The 16,653-nt window shown below is 43.2% G+C and carries 10 protein-coding genes; 2 read left to right on the plus strand and 8 right to left on the minus strand.

What is annotated here, in order from left to right; all coding sequences use genetic code 11:
• Positions 1–46: 46 nt before the first annotated feature.
• On the minus strand, positions 47–700 hold the full coding sequence (locus AC1DU2_RS00905) for a DedA family protein (RefSeq protein ID WP_477364634.1): 654 nt from the start codon (positions 698–700) through the stop codon (positions 47–49).
• A gap of 371 nt (positions 701–1,071) precedes the next feature.
• On the opposite strand from AC1DU2_RS00905, the gene AC1DU2_RS00910 reads away from it, so the two are divergent.
• Positions 1,072–2,238 carry a TlpA family protein disulfide reductase gene (locus AC1DU2_RS00910; RefSeq protein WP_477382364.1) on the plus strand — a complete coding sequence of 389 codons (1,167 nt, stop codon included), beginning with the start codon at positions 1,072–1,074 and terminating at the stop codon, positions 2,236–2,238.
• A gap of 58 nt (positions 2,239–2,296) precedes the next feature.
• On the opposite strand, the gene AC1DU2_RS00915 is transcribed toward AC1DU2_RS00910, so the two are convergent.
• From AC1DU2_RS00915 to gldG, 4 genes are all read right to left on the minus strand, one after another.
• On the minus strand, positions 2,297–3,040 hold the full coding sequence (locus tag AC1DU2_RS00915; RefSeq protein ID WP_477382365.1) for a DUF4397 domain-containing protein: 744 nt from the start codon (positions 3,038–3,040) through the stop codon (positions 2,297–2,299).
• Positions 3,041–3,044: 4 nt separating this feature from the next.
• Positions 3,045–3,752, minus strand: coding sequence for a DUF4397 domain-containing protein (locus AC1DU2_RS00920; protein WP_477382366.1), 708 nt, complete (start codon positions 3,750–3,752; stop codon positions 3,045–3,047).
• 301 nt (positions 3,753–4,053) lie between these two features.
• Positions 4,054–5,178 carry a DNA polymerase III subunit beta gene (gene dnaN / locus AC1DU2_RS00925; RefSeq protein WP_147056306.1) on the minus strand — a complete coding sequence of 375 codons (1,125 nt, stop codon included), beginning with the start codon at positions 5,176–5,178 and terminating at the stop codon, positions 4,054–4,056.
• 33 nt (positions 5,179–5,211) lie between these two features.
• Positions 5,212–7,617 carry a gliding motility-associated ABC transporter substrate-binding protein GldG gene (gene gldG / locus AC1DU2_RS00930; protein WP_477382367.1) on the minus strand — a complete coding sequence of 802 codons (2,406 nt, stop codon included), beginning with the start codon at positions 7,615–7,617 and terminating at the stop codon, positions 5,212–5,214.
• A 265-nt stretch (positions 7,618–7,882) separates the two neighbouring features.
• On the opposite strand from gldG, the gene AC1DU2_RS00935 reads away from it, so the two are divergent.
• Positions 7,883–8,281 carry a response regulator gene (locus AC1DU2_RS00935; RefSeq protein WP_477382368.1) on the plus strand — a complete coding sequence of 133 codons (399 nt, stop codon included), beginning with the start codon at positions 7,883–7,885 and terminating at the stop codon, positions 8,279–8,281.
• A 142-nt stretch (positions 8,282–8,423) separates the two neighbouring features.
• Here the strand turns inward: AC1DU2_RS00935 and AC1DU2_RS00940 are convergent, their stop codons facing one another.
• From AC1DU2_RS00940 to AC1DU2_RS00950, 3 genes are all read right to left on the minus strand, one after another.
• Positions 8,424–12,578: a hybrid sensor histidine kinase/response regulator gene (locus tag AC1DU2_RS00940; RefSeq protein ID WP_477382369.1), complete on the minus strand. Its 4,155-nt coding sequence runs from the start codon at positions 12,576–12,578 to the stop codon at positions 8,424–8,426.
• A gap of 190 nt (positions 12,579–12,768) precedes the next feature.
• Positions 12,769–15,276 carry a cation-translocating P-type ATPase gene (locus AC1DU2_RS00945; protein WP_477382370.1) on the minus strand — a complete coding sequence of 836 codons (2,508 nt, stop codon included), beginning with the start codon at positions 15,274–15,276 and terminating at the stop codon, positions 12,769–12,771.
• Positions 15,277–15,326: 50 nt separating this feature from the next.
• On the minus strand, positions 15,327–16,184 hold the full coding sequence (locus AC1DU2_RS00950; RefSeq protein ID WP_477382371.1) for a universal stress protein: 858 nt from the start codon (positions 16,182–16,184) through the stop codon (positions 15,327–15,329).
• Positions 16,185–16,653 lie beyond the last annotated feature (469 nt).

The following is a 16,653-nucleotide window of genomic DNA, read 5'->3' on the forward strand; positions in this document are numbered from 1 at the left end:
ATGCCATTATATGTTTAATTTTTAGCACTACAAGCCAGGGTTTTTATTACCCGGCTGTATTCTTCGCTGTTTTAGCCTTTATAGCCGCATAAACAGGCGGCACTACCGATACCAGTATAATTACCATTACCACAATGGTAAAGTTTTCTTTGATCACCGGGATATTACCAAAAAAGAAGCCTATCATTAAAAAGCTAAGCACCCAGGCAGCCCCGCCCACAATATTGTATAGGCTGTAACGCAAAAACGGCATATGGCCAACGCCTGCTACAAACGGCGCCACTGTGCGGATGATGGGCAAGAAGCGACTGAAGATTACCGCTTTGCCGCCATGCTTATCAAAAAACGCTTTGGTTTTAAGGTAATAATCCAGCTTCAGAATCTTATTTTGTTCTTTAAACACTTTGGGGCCAAGGTAACTGCCCAGCAGGTAGTTTACCGTATTACCTGCAAATGCCGCAATTACCAATATAATGGCCAGCAGGTAAATATCAAGGCCCGATTGGCCGCCGGCTATAAGGGCTCCTGCCGCAAACAGCAGCGAATCGCCGGGCAAAAATGGGGTAACAACAAAACCGGTTTCAGCAAAAATAATGGCAAACAGGATCAGGTATGTCCAACCCTGGTAGGCGCTGGTTATTTGTACCAGGTGCTTATCTATATGCAATATAAAATCGATGATGCTTTTTATAACTTCCACTTTTTTAAATTTTGCCCAAAAATAGGAATATAAACAGAAAAGCCGGATGTAATCGCTTTTAAACTTTTGCGGATAAAGCAAATGATTGTTGTCAGGTAACAGGATAAAATTTATTTCGTGTGAATACTCAATGGCGCACAGAAAGGCAAGTGGATGAATGGCCACCTAGCACTTTTGCGAAAAGAATAGCTTAAACCAATTACAATTTACCATGGTATTTTTTCAACGCCGCTATTCAACAACGGAAAAACGAAGCAAGTTTGATACTTGATAAGCTACGTCAGCAGGAGTGTTAAAAAAAGTTAAGGTTTTTTTATAAAAAGAGATTTTAGATTACCTTGTGTTACACTATCCTTATTTAAAAAGTTTAAATGACTTACCTTATCAAAAAACTCATTAAACTATCTGTTTGCATGGCATTGGTTTTGCATGGAGTAGCTGCAAACGCACAGGTTTCATTGCTTCAAAACACCATTGATAAACTGGGAACTTATAAAAATTTTAGCTATAACTATGTTTATAAGCAGAAGGAAGTTTTTAGTGATACCCTAACATTAAACGACAAATATGTTTTATTAAAGGTTCCTGAAGAAAAAGATTTTGGTTATTTTTTTAAACATGCATACGGGGATATGAAACCCCAGGCAACAGATGTATACAATGGAACTAACCTAATATCGTTAAATCCTGGGGACAGTACTTATAATTCAAACAAAATACAAGCCATGGCTTTTGAAAGGACGTTGCCTGGTGAGTTAAATTGGATGAAAACGTTTTCAAAGAAAAATCCTTCTAAAATTGTACAATCAGCAGATACCACTTTTAACGCTATAAATAGTTATCATTTAATTTTTAATACCAAAGATACCATCATTAACAACAACCATTTGTATGCAAGGATACATCTGTTCATCAACAAGGTAACAGGTTTGCCTGTTGGTAGATTTTCAAGGTCAAGGACTGCTGATTTTGGAAAAGAGGTCACCAATTATTATACCGAAGAAAGTTACTTCAATTATACGATTGACCAGGATAATATCAATGCAGCTTCCTTTGCCATACCCGAAGGGTTCCATCAAACTAAAGAGCCACAGGAGCAACCTTCTTTACTGACAACAGGTACAATGGCACCTGATTGGACCTTATATGATACCGGAGGTAAGAAAACGTCATTATCACAAATGAAAGGTAAAATTGTATTGATGGATTTTTTCTTTGTTGGCTGTGTCCCTTGTATGAACACATTGGCACCGTTGGATAGAATTCATAAAAAATATAAGGATAAAAACCTGGTAATACTAAGTATTAGTACCCGGGACAACAAAGAATTGGTTATGGCATTTAAGAAAGCTCAACTCATAAAAAATCAAATGTATCCTGATGGCGGCGATGTGGCCAAATTATATCATATAACAGGCGCCCCTACCTTTTATTTCATTGACAAAGAAGGTAAAATTGCAAGCGTAACTATGGGATATGACGATGATTTTGAAAAGAGGGCAACATCGGTAATTAATGCCTTGTTAAATAAACCCTGATAGATGATTCCTATAATTTTAGAATGCCGAAGTTTTTTTATTCGGCGTTGATGTCTCTCTACTGCGTTATTTTTTCCAACAAATTATTGGTTAATACTGCGGCACCAAAGGCAACAGAATCTGTTCGGCCTACAATGCCCTGGGTATAAATGGTGTAGGCGCGTCCGTCTAATATGCTAACGTTGCTGAGTTTGTATTCTGTTTTTGTTGGGGTGCTGTGCACGTTTATGGTAAAGGTGTAATTACCGGTTGGCACTTTAACATACGGGGTTAGGGTATTAAACGCAACACCGGCTTTAGCCGTAAGCAAGGTATCGTTTGCCCTTAAATCCAGGCTGGCCGATGAAGGTGAGCCATGCAGAAACCTTACCAGGCCACGGCCAATTGGCGGCACCGTTGCGGTATCTAACGACAGGATGGCGTTTTTTATGGTACCATCGGTAAGGTAGCCGGTTAAAAAAATGGTGTATTTTACATTACTCCTTAAAACAGTATCTATTTCAAACGGGATATTCAAAGCAGCAGCGGTAGCCTGCCGAAATTGCAATGGCGGCGTAACGGTAGACAGCGTAAAATAACCCGAACCTGTTGGATAGGTGTAAGTAGTTGTGCTTTGCTTAATCGAGTTTTGGTACAAATTCAAAGGCTGCACATCTGAGCTTAAGTTAACAACCTGCAACTTCGTGTTAGTTCCTGTTATATTAGTTGATTTGCCGCACGATGCTGCAAAGCACAGCAGCAACACCAATGGTATGCCGGTAAGCAACCATATGAACAGGCCGTTTTTATTTTTATTATTCATTTTATTATTCGCTGCCATTATTAAATAAGCCCGCAAGTACACCCTGGTTACCCGCAGGCAACGCGGTACCGTAACCATAAAAAGTATATATATTACCTGCCGATAAAGTTACTGTATCGACCTTAGGAACAGTTGGATAAGCCGCCCTGTATATGCCAATATAATGCACACCTTTAGTAATGCGTATAAAATTTGTTGTAGTTTTATACGCAACGTTGCTAAACTGCGCACTATCGGTAGTTCCTCCTCTTAAAACAAAGGTCATATTTCCTGTGCTTGCCGAAGCATTTACGTACCTTATTTGCGCGTACTTGGTTAAATTTGTGCCTGTATCAGGTATCCAGGTATCATGGCTGCTAAACACATCATCGCTGGTTTGGGCTGCCACGTATATGGTATAGCCTGCAGCCGAATCGGCCTGGAAAGGCTTATTGTAAAATGGCGTGGAAGCGCCGTCAACCTTAAATGAGTAATTTTTAGTACCGGCAGGCACAGTAACATAGCCCAATGTACCACCCGGATAAAAGGTTGATGTATTGTTAAAACGCGTACCGTTTATATAAAAATTAACATTGGCGTTTGATACATTTACTACATCAACAAGAGCGGTTACCGTTGATGCACTGGCAGGCGCATCGTTACTCTTTTTACAGGATGCCCAGCAGGCACCGGCTGCTGCAATAAAAAATAAAACCTTTATCCTGGTATTCATATGAGGTTAAAAGTGGTGAGTAGTGAGTAGTGAATTACCAGGGGAGGGCAAGGTTTCGTACAGGCGCATGCTTGCATCTCCCGCGTTCAGGCTCACATCATGAGTCAGCAATTCTGATTGGATACACAATAGTGCGTCTCTAAAAAAAGATATTTTAAGGATCATTTTAAACAGTTCAACTCTCATAATATAAACTCAACACTAATAACTGCTTCCCGAAACATTTGTTATCTGCATCGAACAAAAAAGTCCGGTTTTTAAAGCCGGACTCTTGTTTTGGATTTATAATTTAAGTTTACACTTAAGCATAGCTATTGAGCATCACCGGCATAACCAGCATCAGCACATCTTCATTTTCATCACCACCCTGTGGCAGCAATAAGCCGGCACGGTTTGGAGTTGACATCTCCAAAGATACTTCTTCGCAACTTAAATTCTTCAACATTTCTATTAAAAATCTTGCGTTAAAACCAATTTCCATGTCGTCGCCCTCGTACTGGCAGCTTAAGCGCTCGTGGGCCTCATTTGCAAAGTCAATATCTTCTGATGATATATTCAACTCGCTGCCGTTTATTTTAAGCCTAACCTGGTGGGTTGTTTTGTTGGCGTAAATAGCCACACGGTTTAACGAGCCCAGGAAGGTAAGCCTGTCGATAGTTAATTTATTGGGATTGTTTTGTGGGATAACCGCTTCGTAATCAGGGTAACGCTCATCTATCAACCTACAAACAAGGTTAATATGGTTAAATTTAAAAAACGCGCTGGTTGAGTTATACTCTACAGATACGTTTACATCGTCATTAGGCAAAGCCGATTTAAGCAGGGTTAAAGCTTTTTTAGGCAATATAAACGCGGTAGTGCTTGCTGCTTTCGCATCTTTACGGCGGTAACGTACCAGCTTGTGGGCATCGGTAGCTACAAAAGTAAGGTGTTGTGTGCTTAACTGGCAGTAAACACCCGTCATAGCGGGGCGCAGTTCGTCATTACTTACCGCGAAGATGGTTTTGTTAATAGCCTCGGCCAAAACAGATGCAGGAAGGTTTACTGACGATGCATTTTCAACAACGGGAATCTTCGGGAAATCTTCACCATTTTCGCCGCTTAGTTTGTATTTACCATCACCGGCGTTTATCTCGATAGCAAAGGTTTGGTCATCAACCGAAAATGCCACCGGTTGCTCTGGTAACGATTTAAGGGTCTCTAACAAAATACGCGATGGTATGGCTATGCGGCCGTTTTCCTTAGCTTCAACAGTTAAGGAAGTGGTCATGCTGGTTTGCAGGTCAGTTGCAGAAATGGTTAAGTTTCCTTCCTTTATCTCGAACAAAAAGTTTTCCAGTATAGGCAAAACAGTGCTGTTGCTTAGGGCACCGCTTACTGCCTGTAGTTGTTTGAGTAAAGTTGTGGTAGAAACAATAAATCTCATATGGGTCTAATTAATCTATCAAAAATATAAAATTTAATGGGCATACTTCCGCTTGCGGATATAATGTTGAAAAATAGCACATATTAACACTAAAGCAAGCGGGCCAACGGTATTTACCAGTTGCCAGTACAATTTTTCGTTACGGATGCGGGCGCGGTTAAGCAGGCGGATCTTGATCTCTTTGGTACGCAGGGCAATAAGGCCCGAGTCGTCGGTCATGTAATCGGCAATGTTAAGCAGCAGGTTTTTATTGCCATAGCTTTGCTGGGTATAATGATCGTACCCCAGCGGGTATGGCGATCCATCCCGGCCAATCTGGTTTTTTAAAATGTCGCCATCGCTGATAACCACCATTTTGGTGGGCACACTTTCGGGCATAATGGTTACAGCCTCGCCCATACTATCAGGCAGCGGGCGGTTACGCCAGTCGGATACAAACTTACCTTCCAGCAATACGGCAACCGTTTTGGGCGTTCCCTGGAAATCTTTGGGGTTTGGCTCCTGCTCCAACGCCTGTAAGGATAGAATATGCGGTGCGCTTATCTTTTTATTGTAAGGCGACGATGCCAGCAGGATAGTCTTTTTAACGTTTTTAGTATTTAACAGATCGATTGTGCTGGCAAATTCGCTGTGTATGGCGTCCAGGTTTTTTACTATCGGGTGTTTGGAATACGGCATAAACAGCGGGTAATATAACCATGGCAGCATCTGAATTTGGGCCTGACCGCCAACCTCGCCAGTACTTACCGGTATGGGCGAACAGCTCATATCGGCAATCAAATCATAATTGATACGCACCCCGTACCGAAACAGCTGATCATCAAGGTTAAGCTGTTTGGGGAACGACATTTGTTCGCCGCCGTGGCCGCGCAGGCTATCCAGTTCGGCGCTTACCTGGTCAATAGTCCACAGCACTTTGCCGCCGCGCATAATGTACTGGTCCAACTTAAACTTTTCCAGTTCGGTAAACTTCTGGTCGGGTTTTGGAATAACCAATAGTTTAATGTTTTGTAACGCCTTAAACGGAATGGTAGCCAGGTTTAACCTGCCCACTTCGAAACCATCCGACAGCGATTTCATGGCATCGTTTAACTGCACATCGGTAAGCTCATGATGGCCTTCGGTAAAACCAATCTGCGGTTTGCCGCCGCTTACCGCTTTTTTTATGGCCGATGTAAAGGCATATTCCAGGTTTTGAACCGAGATATTGATCTGCTCCTCATCCGATGAGCCAATGCGCGTTTGCACCAGGTTTACCACCACTTCTTTGTCGCCCGACTTTACAACAGCTTCGGGGAATATTAATTTTTGCGATACGCCGTCGTCGGTTTTAAAGCTGATATTTTGACCTGTTACGCCCTTGGATTCAAAATCCTCATAAGCCTCTTTTTGCCTATCATCAGGCAGCTTTTTTATGGTTGATAACAGGTCGACAAATTCAAACTGGATGTTGCCATGGCTATAAGCCTTTAAATCGGTTATCATATCGCGGGCGGCGCCTTGCAGGCGTTTCATGCCGGCAGGCAAGCCACTGCCTTGCAGGTAAACCGTAATTTTTACCGGTTTGGGTAAGTCGTTTATAATTTTCCGGCTGATGGGCGATATGGTAAAGCGTTTTTCGGTAGTAAAATCAAAACGGGTAAAGGCGAATTGGGCAATAATACCAACCAATATAAAAGCCGACAACAAGCCAACCATAACCGCCGTATTTAGCTGCTTTTGCCGCTGCTTTATCAGTATAAATAAGGTAAGCCATATAAAAGCACTCGCTGCCAATAAAAAGTAAATCAAATCGCGCGTATCCAGCACACCACGGCTTACCGACTGGTAATGCTGGGTAATGCCCAGGCTTTGCAGGCCCAGATCCTGCAGGGAAAGCATCTGGCTCAGGGAATCAAACCCGCTGTAAAAAAAGAAACACAGGAAAACCGCAATAGTAAAGGCAATGATCTGGTTTTTGGTGATGGACGATGCAAACAGACCAATAGCTGCGAATGCTGCCCCTAATAAAAATAACCCGATGTACGAACCGATAACGGCGCCAGTATCAATGTTGCCTTGTGGTGTACCCAATATACTTACCGAGTAATAATAAATCAGCGTAGGCAACAGCGCAAAAAGTACAATGAGCAGGCAGGCAAAGTATTTGCCCAGCACAATTTCCCAGTCTTTCAACGGGCGGGTAAACAATAGTTCGAAGGTACCTTCTTTACGTTCTTCGGCCAGGGAGCGCATGGTGATGGCTGGTATCAGGAACATGAACAGGTAGGGTGCAGTGCTAAAAAGGCTGTCGAGGCCGGCGTAACCGTAATCCAGGATGCTGGAATCGGGAAATACCCAAAGGAACAAACCCAAAACCAGTAAAAAAACGCCAATGGTAACATAGGCCACCAGCGAGCTGAGGTATGATGTTATTTCTTTTTTAAGGATGCTAAGCACTGCTGTATATAATATGCTGAAACGCCGAAATTACAACAATAATATTTAAAGTGGAAAGGTGAGTTGTGAGTTGTGAGTTGTGAGTTGTGAGTTGTGAGTTGTGAGTTGTGAGGAATCGACCAGAGACTTTATTGTTTTAATTATTTCAAACTATTTTTCGAAAAGCGACAATGACCAATGACAGCGAAGCGAAATGACTAATGACAAGCGCAGCGTAAATCATGGCATCGAATTTGCATTAGATACATTATAAACATAAAGAGATATGTGCCGGCTTTTGATAATTGACGATAACCCGATTGAACACCTGATTTTACAGCGGATGATTGACTCCGGTAACCTGTTTCAACACGTTACACATAGCTCGGACGCCCGGTTACAAATTGAATCGCTTAGGGAAAACAGTGGTTTTAACAACAAGCTTCCCGATTTAATATTTTTAGATCTTCATATGCCCGATTTTAACGGCTGGGAATTCCTGGCTCAATTTAAGGAGTTAATTCCCCTTTTTAAGAAAACAGTTGATGTATACATTGTATCGTCATCCATTGATCCCAGGGACTTTTCAAGATCAAAGAATTATCCCTTCGTAAAATCCTTTGTTTCAAAACCTTTTAGTAAACAAACTTTAAACGATACCTATTTAAGGTACTCGGCGGCGTAACAGGGCAAACGCATCTAATTGGGTTAACATAACTTAACATATTTCAGATAAAATATTTACAAGTTATTGATAATCAATATTTTATATTTTATCATGGTTAACACTAAACCTGATAGCACAATTCGCTCTGCCGAAACAGTATTTAGTAATCCCGCGTTTTTTTCCACCATTTCTCTATCGCCGATAGTATCTCATCCACTTTTATAGGTTTGCTCAGATAATCATCCATGCCGGCGGCAAGGCATGCCCCACGGTCTTCGGGCATGGCATTGGCTGTCATCGCCACAATAACAGGCTGATGAATATTGTCCAGCCTGATTCGTTTGGTGGCCTCCAGCCCATCCATCTCCGGCATCTGAACGTCCATAAAAATCAGCCCATAATTTTTGCGGGTAAGCGAATCCAAAGCTGCCAGTCCATTCGGGGCCACATCAGGTGCATAACCCATTTTTGTGAGTACCCGCATGGCCAGCTTCTGGTTAATCAAATTATCTTCTGCTATCAGGATATCTATCGGATATCGCCTGGCAAATTCTACAGTGAACAGGTTTCCGCGCACATGGGGTTCGTGGGCCACATCAACCTTTTTTAACTGGCTAATGATAGTGCTATAAAGCACATGATATTTAACAGGTTTGGCTACTACAGCGTTAAAAAGACCAGGTTCTTTTTTGTACTGCTCATGGCTTGCTGGTCCAAGCAAAATCACGCGCACAGCGGGGTAGCTGGCCAGTATAAGTTTTGTCATCTGGAAGCCATCCATTTCGGGCATATTAAAATCGGCCAATACCAGGTCAATCTTATCATTCACAGCCAATATTTCCAGGGCCTCACTCCCCGACCCTACCGCTGTCGCAGCAAATTCCCATTGTGCAAGTTGCGCCTGCAATACCCCGCGGCTTGCATCATTGTCATCAACAATCAATATATGTTTTCCTTGCAAGCCGGCATGGCTTTCCAAATGCTCGGCTATACCACTTTCATGCCCCTTTGCCGATTTAATATGGAAACAAAAAGTAGTACCTTTCCCAAATTCGCTTTCAACTTTAATATCACCGCCCATCAGTTCAATCAGTCGTTTGCTAATGGTAAGGCCTAGCCCGCTCCCACCGTATTTGCGGGTTGTACCCGAGTCGACCTGTGAAAAAGCATGAAAAAGTTTGTCTAATTTTTCGGACGGAATCCCTATACCGGTATCGCGGACGCTAAACGATAAAGCGAAATCCTGGTTGTGGCCGGGCACCATACTTACATTAATAACAATCTCGCCCCGTACAGTAAACTTAACGGCATTACTCACCAGGTTTAGCAGTACCTGCCTCAGGCGCAGCTCATCGCCAAAAACAACTACCGGAACATCGGGTGCAATCTGGTAAAGCAACTCCAGGTTGGGTTTAAACGCACCACCTGCAAACACATCGAGGGTACCCTCAATACAGGTCCGCAGGTCGAAATCGTTTTCATCCAGCTCCATTTTCCCCGATTCTATCTTCGAAAAATCCAGGATATCGTTAATTACAGATAACAACGCATCGCCGCAATTTTTAATGGTTTCGGTATACTCTTCCTGCTCGGGGGTAAGCTGCGTGCCCGATAAAAGCATGGCCATGCCCACTACACCGTTCATCGGCGTGCGTATCTCGTGGCTCATGGTAGCCATAAAAAGGCTTTTGGCCGCGTTGGCCTGCTCGGCCTCCATTCGTGCTTTATGCTCATCAATTGTCATTTTGGCCAGCAGCTCGGTACGTTCCTGTACTTGCCGCTCCAATACCAGCTGCCGCAGTTTGATAAACCTTACCCGGTACCTGAAAAGCCCATATATAGCGGACGCTAAAACGATAACGGCGAGCAATTTGAACCACCATGTTAACCAAAATGGAGGTACAATGGTAATTTCAAGTGCGGTTGTCACCGGCGACCATTGCCCGGCGCTACTCTGGTACTTTATTTTAAAATAGTATTCGCCGGCAGGCAGGTTGGTGTAGGAGGCAGTATTCCTGCTCCCAACTTCACTCCACTGGGTATCATAATTCTGCAGGATAAAGGCGTATTTTTTCCTGTCGGCAGAGGCAAAGTCGAGGGCGGCATATTCCATCGAGATATCAGATTGTCTGTAGGATAGGATAATACTCCTGGTATCAGTTATATCCTGCTTCAGCGCGTTTGGATCATCCGCAAGTAATACGGTACTTACAGGTTTGTTGAAAACAAGAAACGATGTTATAACCACCGGCGAAAATGGTGCCGGCCGGAGTATCCGCGCCGGATAAAAAGCGTTAAAGCCATTAATGCCTCCAAAAAAAATCGCCCCATTGCTTGTCCTTAAAGCCGAATGTGGTTTAAAATCATCGCCCTGTAAGCCATCTTCGGTTGTGTAATTTTTAAACAACCGCTTAACCGGGTTGTACATCGATATGCCGTTATTGGTACTGGCCCAAAAATTACCGGCACCATCCTCTTTTATCGCATAAATAATATCGCTGGCCAGGCCATCTTTTTTGGTGAAAACTGTAAAATGCTTAGTAACCGGGTCAAATAAATTAAGGCCGCTAATGGTACAAAGCCATAATTTACCTTTGCTATCTAAAAAAATATCTGTAACCGTATTACTGCTCAGGCTGTTCCGCCCGTCCTGGTGCCTAAAATGGGTAAAAACGCCTGTTTTACTATCTAACATATCAAGCCCATTATCATTTGTGCCAATCCACAAGTTGCCATCACGGTCTTCGCACAAATCATAAATGCGGTTGCTGCTGATGCTTTGCGGGTTATGGGCATCGTACCTGAAATGTTTAAACTTGCCGGTTTTATGATTATAAAAGTCCAACCCGTCATTAAATGTTCCCAGCCAGGTGTTTTGATCTTTGGTATGCAGTATAGCGTAAATGTTATTGCCGCCTGGTCCATCCGGTTTGACGGGGTTTGCCTTATAATTTTTAAATGCGCCCGTTTTAGGATTAAATATACTGAACCCATCGCCCCAGGTGCCAATCCATAGGTTTCCATCGGGGTGTTGAGTGGTAGTTAACACATAATTGCCGGCAATGCCGTTTTTGCCGGCGGGCGGTTGTTTATAATGCCTGAAAGACCCGGTTGACCGGTTAAACAGGTCGAGCCCGCCGCCATCGGTACCTACCCATATATTTTTATCCCGGTCCTCAAACAGGTCAAGTACAAAATTGCTCGAGAGGCTTGATGGTGAAGAATTGTGCTGGTAAAGTGCAAAGCTGGAAGTTGCCTTTTTATAAAGGTTAATTCCGCCGCCAAAAGCGCCCAGCCACATATTGCCGGTTTTATCTTTATAGATGGCATTAATAGTGATACCTTTTATACTGTTATTGTCAATATCGTCATGCTGGTAATTGTAAAGATTGCCAGAAGCATCCAATAAATTTAGCCCGCCATGTTCGGCCCCTATCCAAATATTGCCATCATCATCCTGGCCCAGGCTATTTACTGTGTTTACCGAACTGGTATTACCCAGGCTATCTTTATTGTTTATGTGCCTTAAAGTGTGCTTTGCAGGATTAAATACAAAAACCCCCTGTGATATAGTGCCCAGGTACAGGTTGCCGGCCCTATCTTCATAGATGCAAAAGATATGATCGCCTGATGCGCCTACATCATTATCTGAATATTTAAACCTCGAAAAGTTATTACTTGCCGGCTGGTAAAGGTTTAACCCGCCGGCCGTTCCCACCCACAGGTTGTGGTGCGAGTCGGTAAAAACTGTGTATACGGTATTATTGCTCAGGCTATTGCTATCCACGTCGGAATGTGTGTAATGCCTGAATTTGTTTGAACGCACATCGAGGTAATCAAGCCCTCCGTTTTGGGTCGCTATCCACAAATTGCCCGCACTATCAAAACTTAGCCGATTAACCACATCTACAGCCAAGCTTGCGGGGTCATGGTCGTTATGCAGGTACCTGATAAAGCGGCCGGAAGCCCTATCAAACTTATTTAATCCACCTTTGGTGGCTATCCAAATATTTCCGGATTTATCTTCTGCCAGGTCGCTGATAACGTTGTTGCTTAACGAACTGATGTTAGCCAGGTCGAACCGATAGTTGGTGAATTTATACCCATCGTACCGGTTAAGACCATTGCCGGTGCCAATCCACATAAACCCGCGGCTATCCTGGATAATACTGCTTACATCAATCTGCGATAGCCCGTCCCGGGTTCCGATATGCTCAAACTTCAGGCTTTGGTTTTGCGCAAAACAAGCCAGTGGCATGCCCGCAAATAAAAAAACACTAATCCATAAATGAATGATCTGGCTGGCTTTAAGCACGAATTGTATAATTAGGTCTGTGCACTGTGGTTTATGGCAGTACTACACGTAGTTTACGTATTTTTACGCCACAAGTTTCGTTTCGAGAACGGCGGACCCGTTTTTTTGAAAAACAGGGCGAAATTTTGGCACTTTTATTTTTAAATGCTATAAATTCCTTATTCCGCATTATTCACCCTGGGTGCGGATCTTAACTTAATTGATTTGCCCTCCGCTTTCTCCACTTAACAATTTCATACCAGGCAACAGATAAAAATCCGCTACCAAAAGCAAATGTCAATTGAAACAAACTCAATGATGCAAATCCAAAGAAAACGGATAAAGGTTTTACATAAAGCAATAAACCAGTAATAACTATGGTAATACCGATTATCAGCAACACCAAATTGTTTTTATACTTTAAAGTTGTAAAAACTGAATAGTAAAAAGAGCGGTTTACCAGCGTGAGTAATACATTGGCAGCTATAAGGCAGGTAAAAACCATGGCACGGGTTTGCGGCTCATTTAACCCGGCTTTTATCGCCCATTGGTAGGTAACTAAAGTTCCGGCGGTTATCATTAGCCCCTGCACAACGCTGGTGGCTAACTCCTTCCAGTTAAAAAAAGTAGTAGTAAATGGCCGGGGCTTTTGCAGCATGGTATTTTTTTCCATGGGTTCGTTTTCATAGATGATAGAACAGGTAGGCCCCATAATCAATTCTAAAAAAATAATATGCACCGGCGAAAATATGTTGGGATATACCCAGCCGAGTGCCAGAGGGATAAACACCGTTAGTATGATGGGTATGTGGATGGAGATGATATACTGTATAGCCTTTTTCAGGTTAGTGTAAATCCTGCGGCCCATGGCCACTGCATCTGTCATTTTTGACAAATCGTCTTCCAGCAATACGAGCGACGCGGCCTGCCTGGCAATCTCTGTTCCTTTTTTACCCATGGCTATGCCAATGTGCGCGGCTTTAAGTGCAGGGCCATCGTTTACGCCATCGCCGGTCATGGCCACTATCTCGTGTTTCGATTTTAATGCGTTAATTATCCTGAGCTTTGCATCGGGATACATACGGGTAAAAATGTTTAGCTTTTCAACACTTTTCCCAAGTTGCTTGCTATCCAGTTCCATCAGCTCGTCGCCGCTGATGCATTTATCGGCGCCTTTAAAATCAATTTGCCGGGCAATTGCGGCTGTGGTAGCGGCATTATCTCCGGTTACAATTTTCACCGTTATACCTGCTTTATAAAACGTTTCAAGTACAGCTTTTATATTTTTTTTAGGCGGATCGTAAAAAGCCACCAAACCTTTAAACCCAAATTCAAACTCCTGTTGTGTAGCAGGAAAATTGTTCCCGGCAAAGTGGGCCTCTGCCACAGCCAAAATACGATAGCCTTCAGATGCAAGTGCGTCAATAGTAGTTTGCAATTGCCGTAGTTCGGTTTCAGCCAGTCCGGCTATCTTCATTATCGCCTCGGGTGCCCCTTTGGCTGCTATAATCCGTTCTTTATTGTCGTTTTCAAACAAGTGGGTCATCATGGGCGGCTTACCACCCAGCGGGTATTCGTGAACCATTTTATATCGGGGCCTTTCGTCGGTTACAGCCAATTTTGCATACGCCTCATGCAAAGCAATTTCCATAGGATCAAAAGGAATAGGCTCGCTGGCCCACATCGCCAGCCTTATAAGTTTCCGTTCAGGTTCATCGTATGTTCCACCGGCATCCGTAACCTTGCCCGATTCGAGTGCGAAAACCTTAGCCAGGCTCATTTTATTTTCGGTAATGGTACCGGTTTTATCGGTACATATCACAGATGCGCTGCCCAGGGTTTCAACCGTTTTCATTTGCTTAACTACTATACCCATTTTCATTAAGCGCCAGGCACCTAAAGCCATAAACGAGGTAAAGGCGACCGGTATCTCCTCGGGCAAAATACTCATAGCCAGGGTAAGCGCCTTAATCAGGCTATCAGTAAGGTTGCGGGAATGCGTGTAGTTAATAGCCCATACTATAATAAAAACAATGGCGCCAGCAACCACCATTTTTTTCACAAAATTGTTAATCTGCAGTTCAAGCGGGGTCTTTTCTTCGCTAATTGCTTCCAGGCTTTTGCCAATAGCGCCCAGCCGGGTTTTATTGCCAATAGCCGTTACTTTGGCAATCGCCAAGCCGCCGGCCACCGTAGTACCTCGCAAAATTGTATTATCTGTTGACGATTTATCTTTATAAACCGGCAGCGATTCGCCGGTAACGATACTTTCATTTACCGAAAAATCATTCGATTGGATAATTACGCCATCGGCCGATACAGAAGTACCTTCTTCAACAATCAAACAATCGCCAATAACCAGGTCGTCGCTTTTTATTTCTACTATAACACCATCCCTTATCACTTTGCAGGTTGGCTGCGAGTAATCTTTAAGCTTATCAAGGGCATTCCTGCTCCGCGAATCCTGGTATAGCGAAATGCCCGATACCAATATAACGGCCGATGCCAGGAAAAAGCCGTCGCCATTTTTCCCGCTGATAAAATAAATAGCCGCGGTAACCAATAGTAAAATAACCATTGGCTCTTTTGCAATACTTTTTAGGACATCAATAAAACCGTTTTCTTTTTTATAGGTAAGGCTGTTGACGCCATACCGTTGCCTGGCCTCTATAACTTCTTTACTGCTCAGTCCTTTTATATCCTGGTTATTTAATGTCATTTGGGGGTTTTGAATCGGTAATTAGTAAAACCATCGTCAAAAAAATCACATTATTGAATACCTGCGGGAATAACCATCAGTGGGATATGATGGTGACCAAGCGCTTTCTCGGTGGTAGATTTCTTAAAAATACTTGAAAGCAAGCCATGCTCATAATGAACCAGCGCAAGCATATCCGATCCGTTCTCTTTGCAAAGGTGGTTCAGCCTGTCAATTACATCTTTCCCGCGTATCTGTTTATAAACTATACCCGAATCTTCAAGCTTTTTGATATGCCTTAGCAAAGCTTTTTCTTTATCAGGATCCTCATACTTTTCAAACACCGATATATGTACTATTTCCAGCTCAAAACCCAGCTTGTTGCTCAGATTGGCCAGGTAGGTGACGGCAAAATTATCAAACGGTTCAAATGCAGTTGCTAAAGTGATTTTCTTCAGCTTTTCCAACGTAACCTTTGGAGGAATAATTATAACCGGGCACGATGCATGGTCAATCACATCCATAGTATCGCTACCAAAAAAAAGATGATTAAGCGGGCTGTTTAAACTGCCGCCCATTACTATAAACGATACTTTTTTTTCATTGATAACTGCCGCCAGGTTATTTCCAAGCGAGCCTTCGCCACATTGCGAATGGATTTCGGGTTTAAATTCGTCGTTAGTATTGCCATTGTTCAAATGGCTCAATTGCCTGGCCAACTGCTGAAGCGCTGAGTTGCTGTCCCCTTTCCGAAAAACAAGTTCATCAACAGCTAAAGGGCCACCCGCATAAACAGGTATTACCGGATGGTTATAATAGGAATTAAAAATAATGATGTCGTTGTGCAATTTCGCGGCAAGCAGCGGGGCTGCCTTGGCTGCGTGGTTTGCATTTTCAGAAAAATCGGTAAGCACGAGGATGTTATTCATATCGCCTGAATTATTAAGTAAAAATAACCTTAAATAAAAGCGTAACTTATAATACAAGTCATTAACAAATCTGATTTGCATCACTTTATGAACGCTGTAAAAAGACATGGGATGAGATTTATTGGGAGGTTGCTTTTTTCGCGCTAAAGCGCAAAGCACAAAAAACAATCAAATCGCTTAGTTTCTTAGCGCCTTGCGAGTTGTAAAATCGGGAACTCTGAAGGCCAGATGATGTACATCGCATGTCGGCGAGTTGACTCACCCCGACGAGGCTGCGCCCGTCTGCCCCTCTCTCCGACTGCGTCGCATAGAGGGGCTAAAAAAATATTTTTCTTTCCTCAACCCTCTTCGCGGCGCAAGCCGGAAAGAGATTCGGCCAGCGCAGCGTAGCCGGGGTGAGTCGTGACCAGCGTTCAAATCAAATGTGCGTGTGAACCAACATGTCAGGCAGATTCGATTGCATGCGGGA

Source organism: Mucilaginibacter sp. P4_C11 (assembly GCF_056402115.1).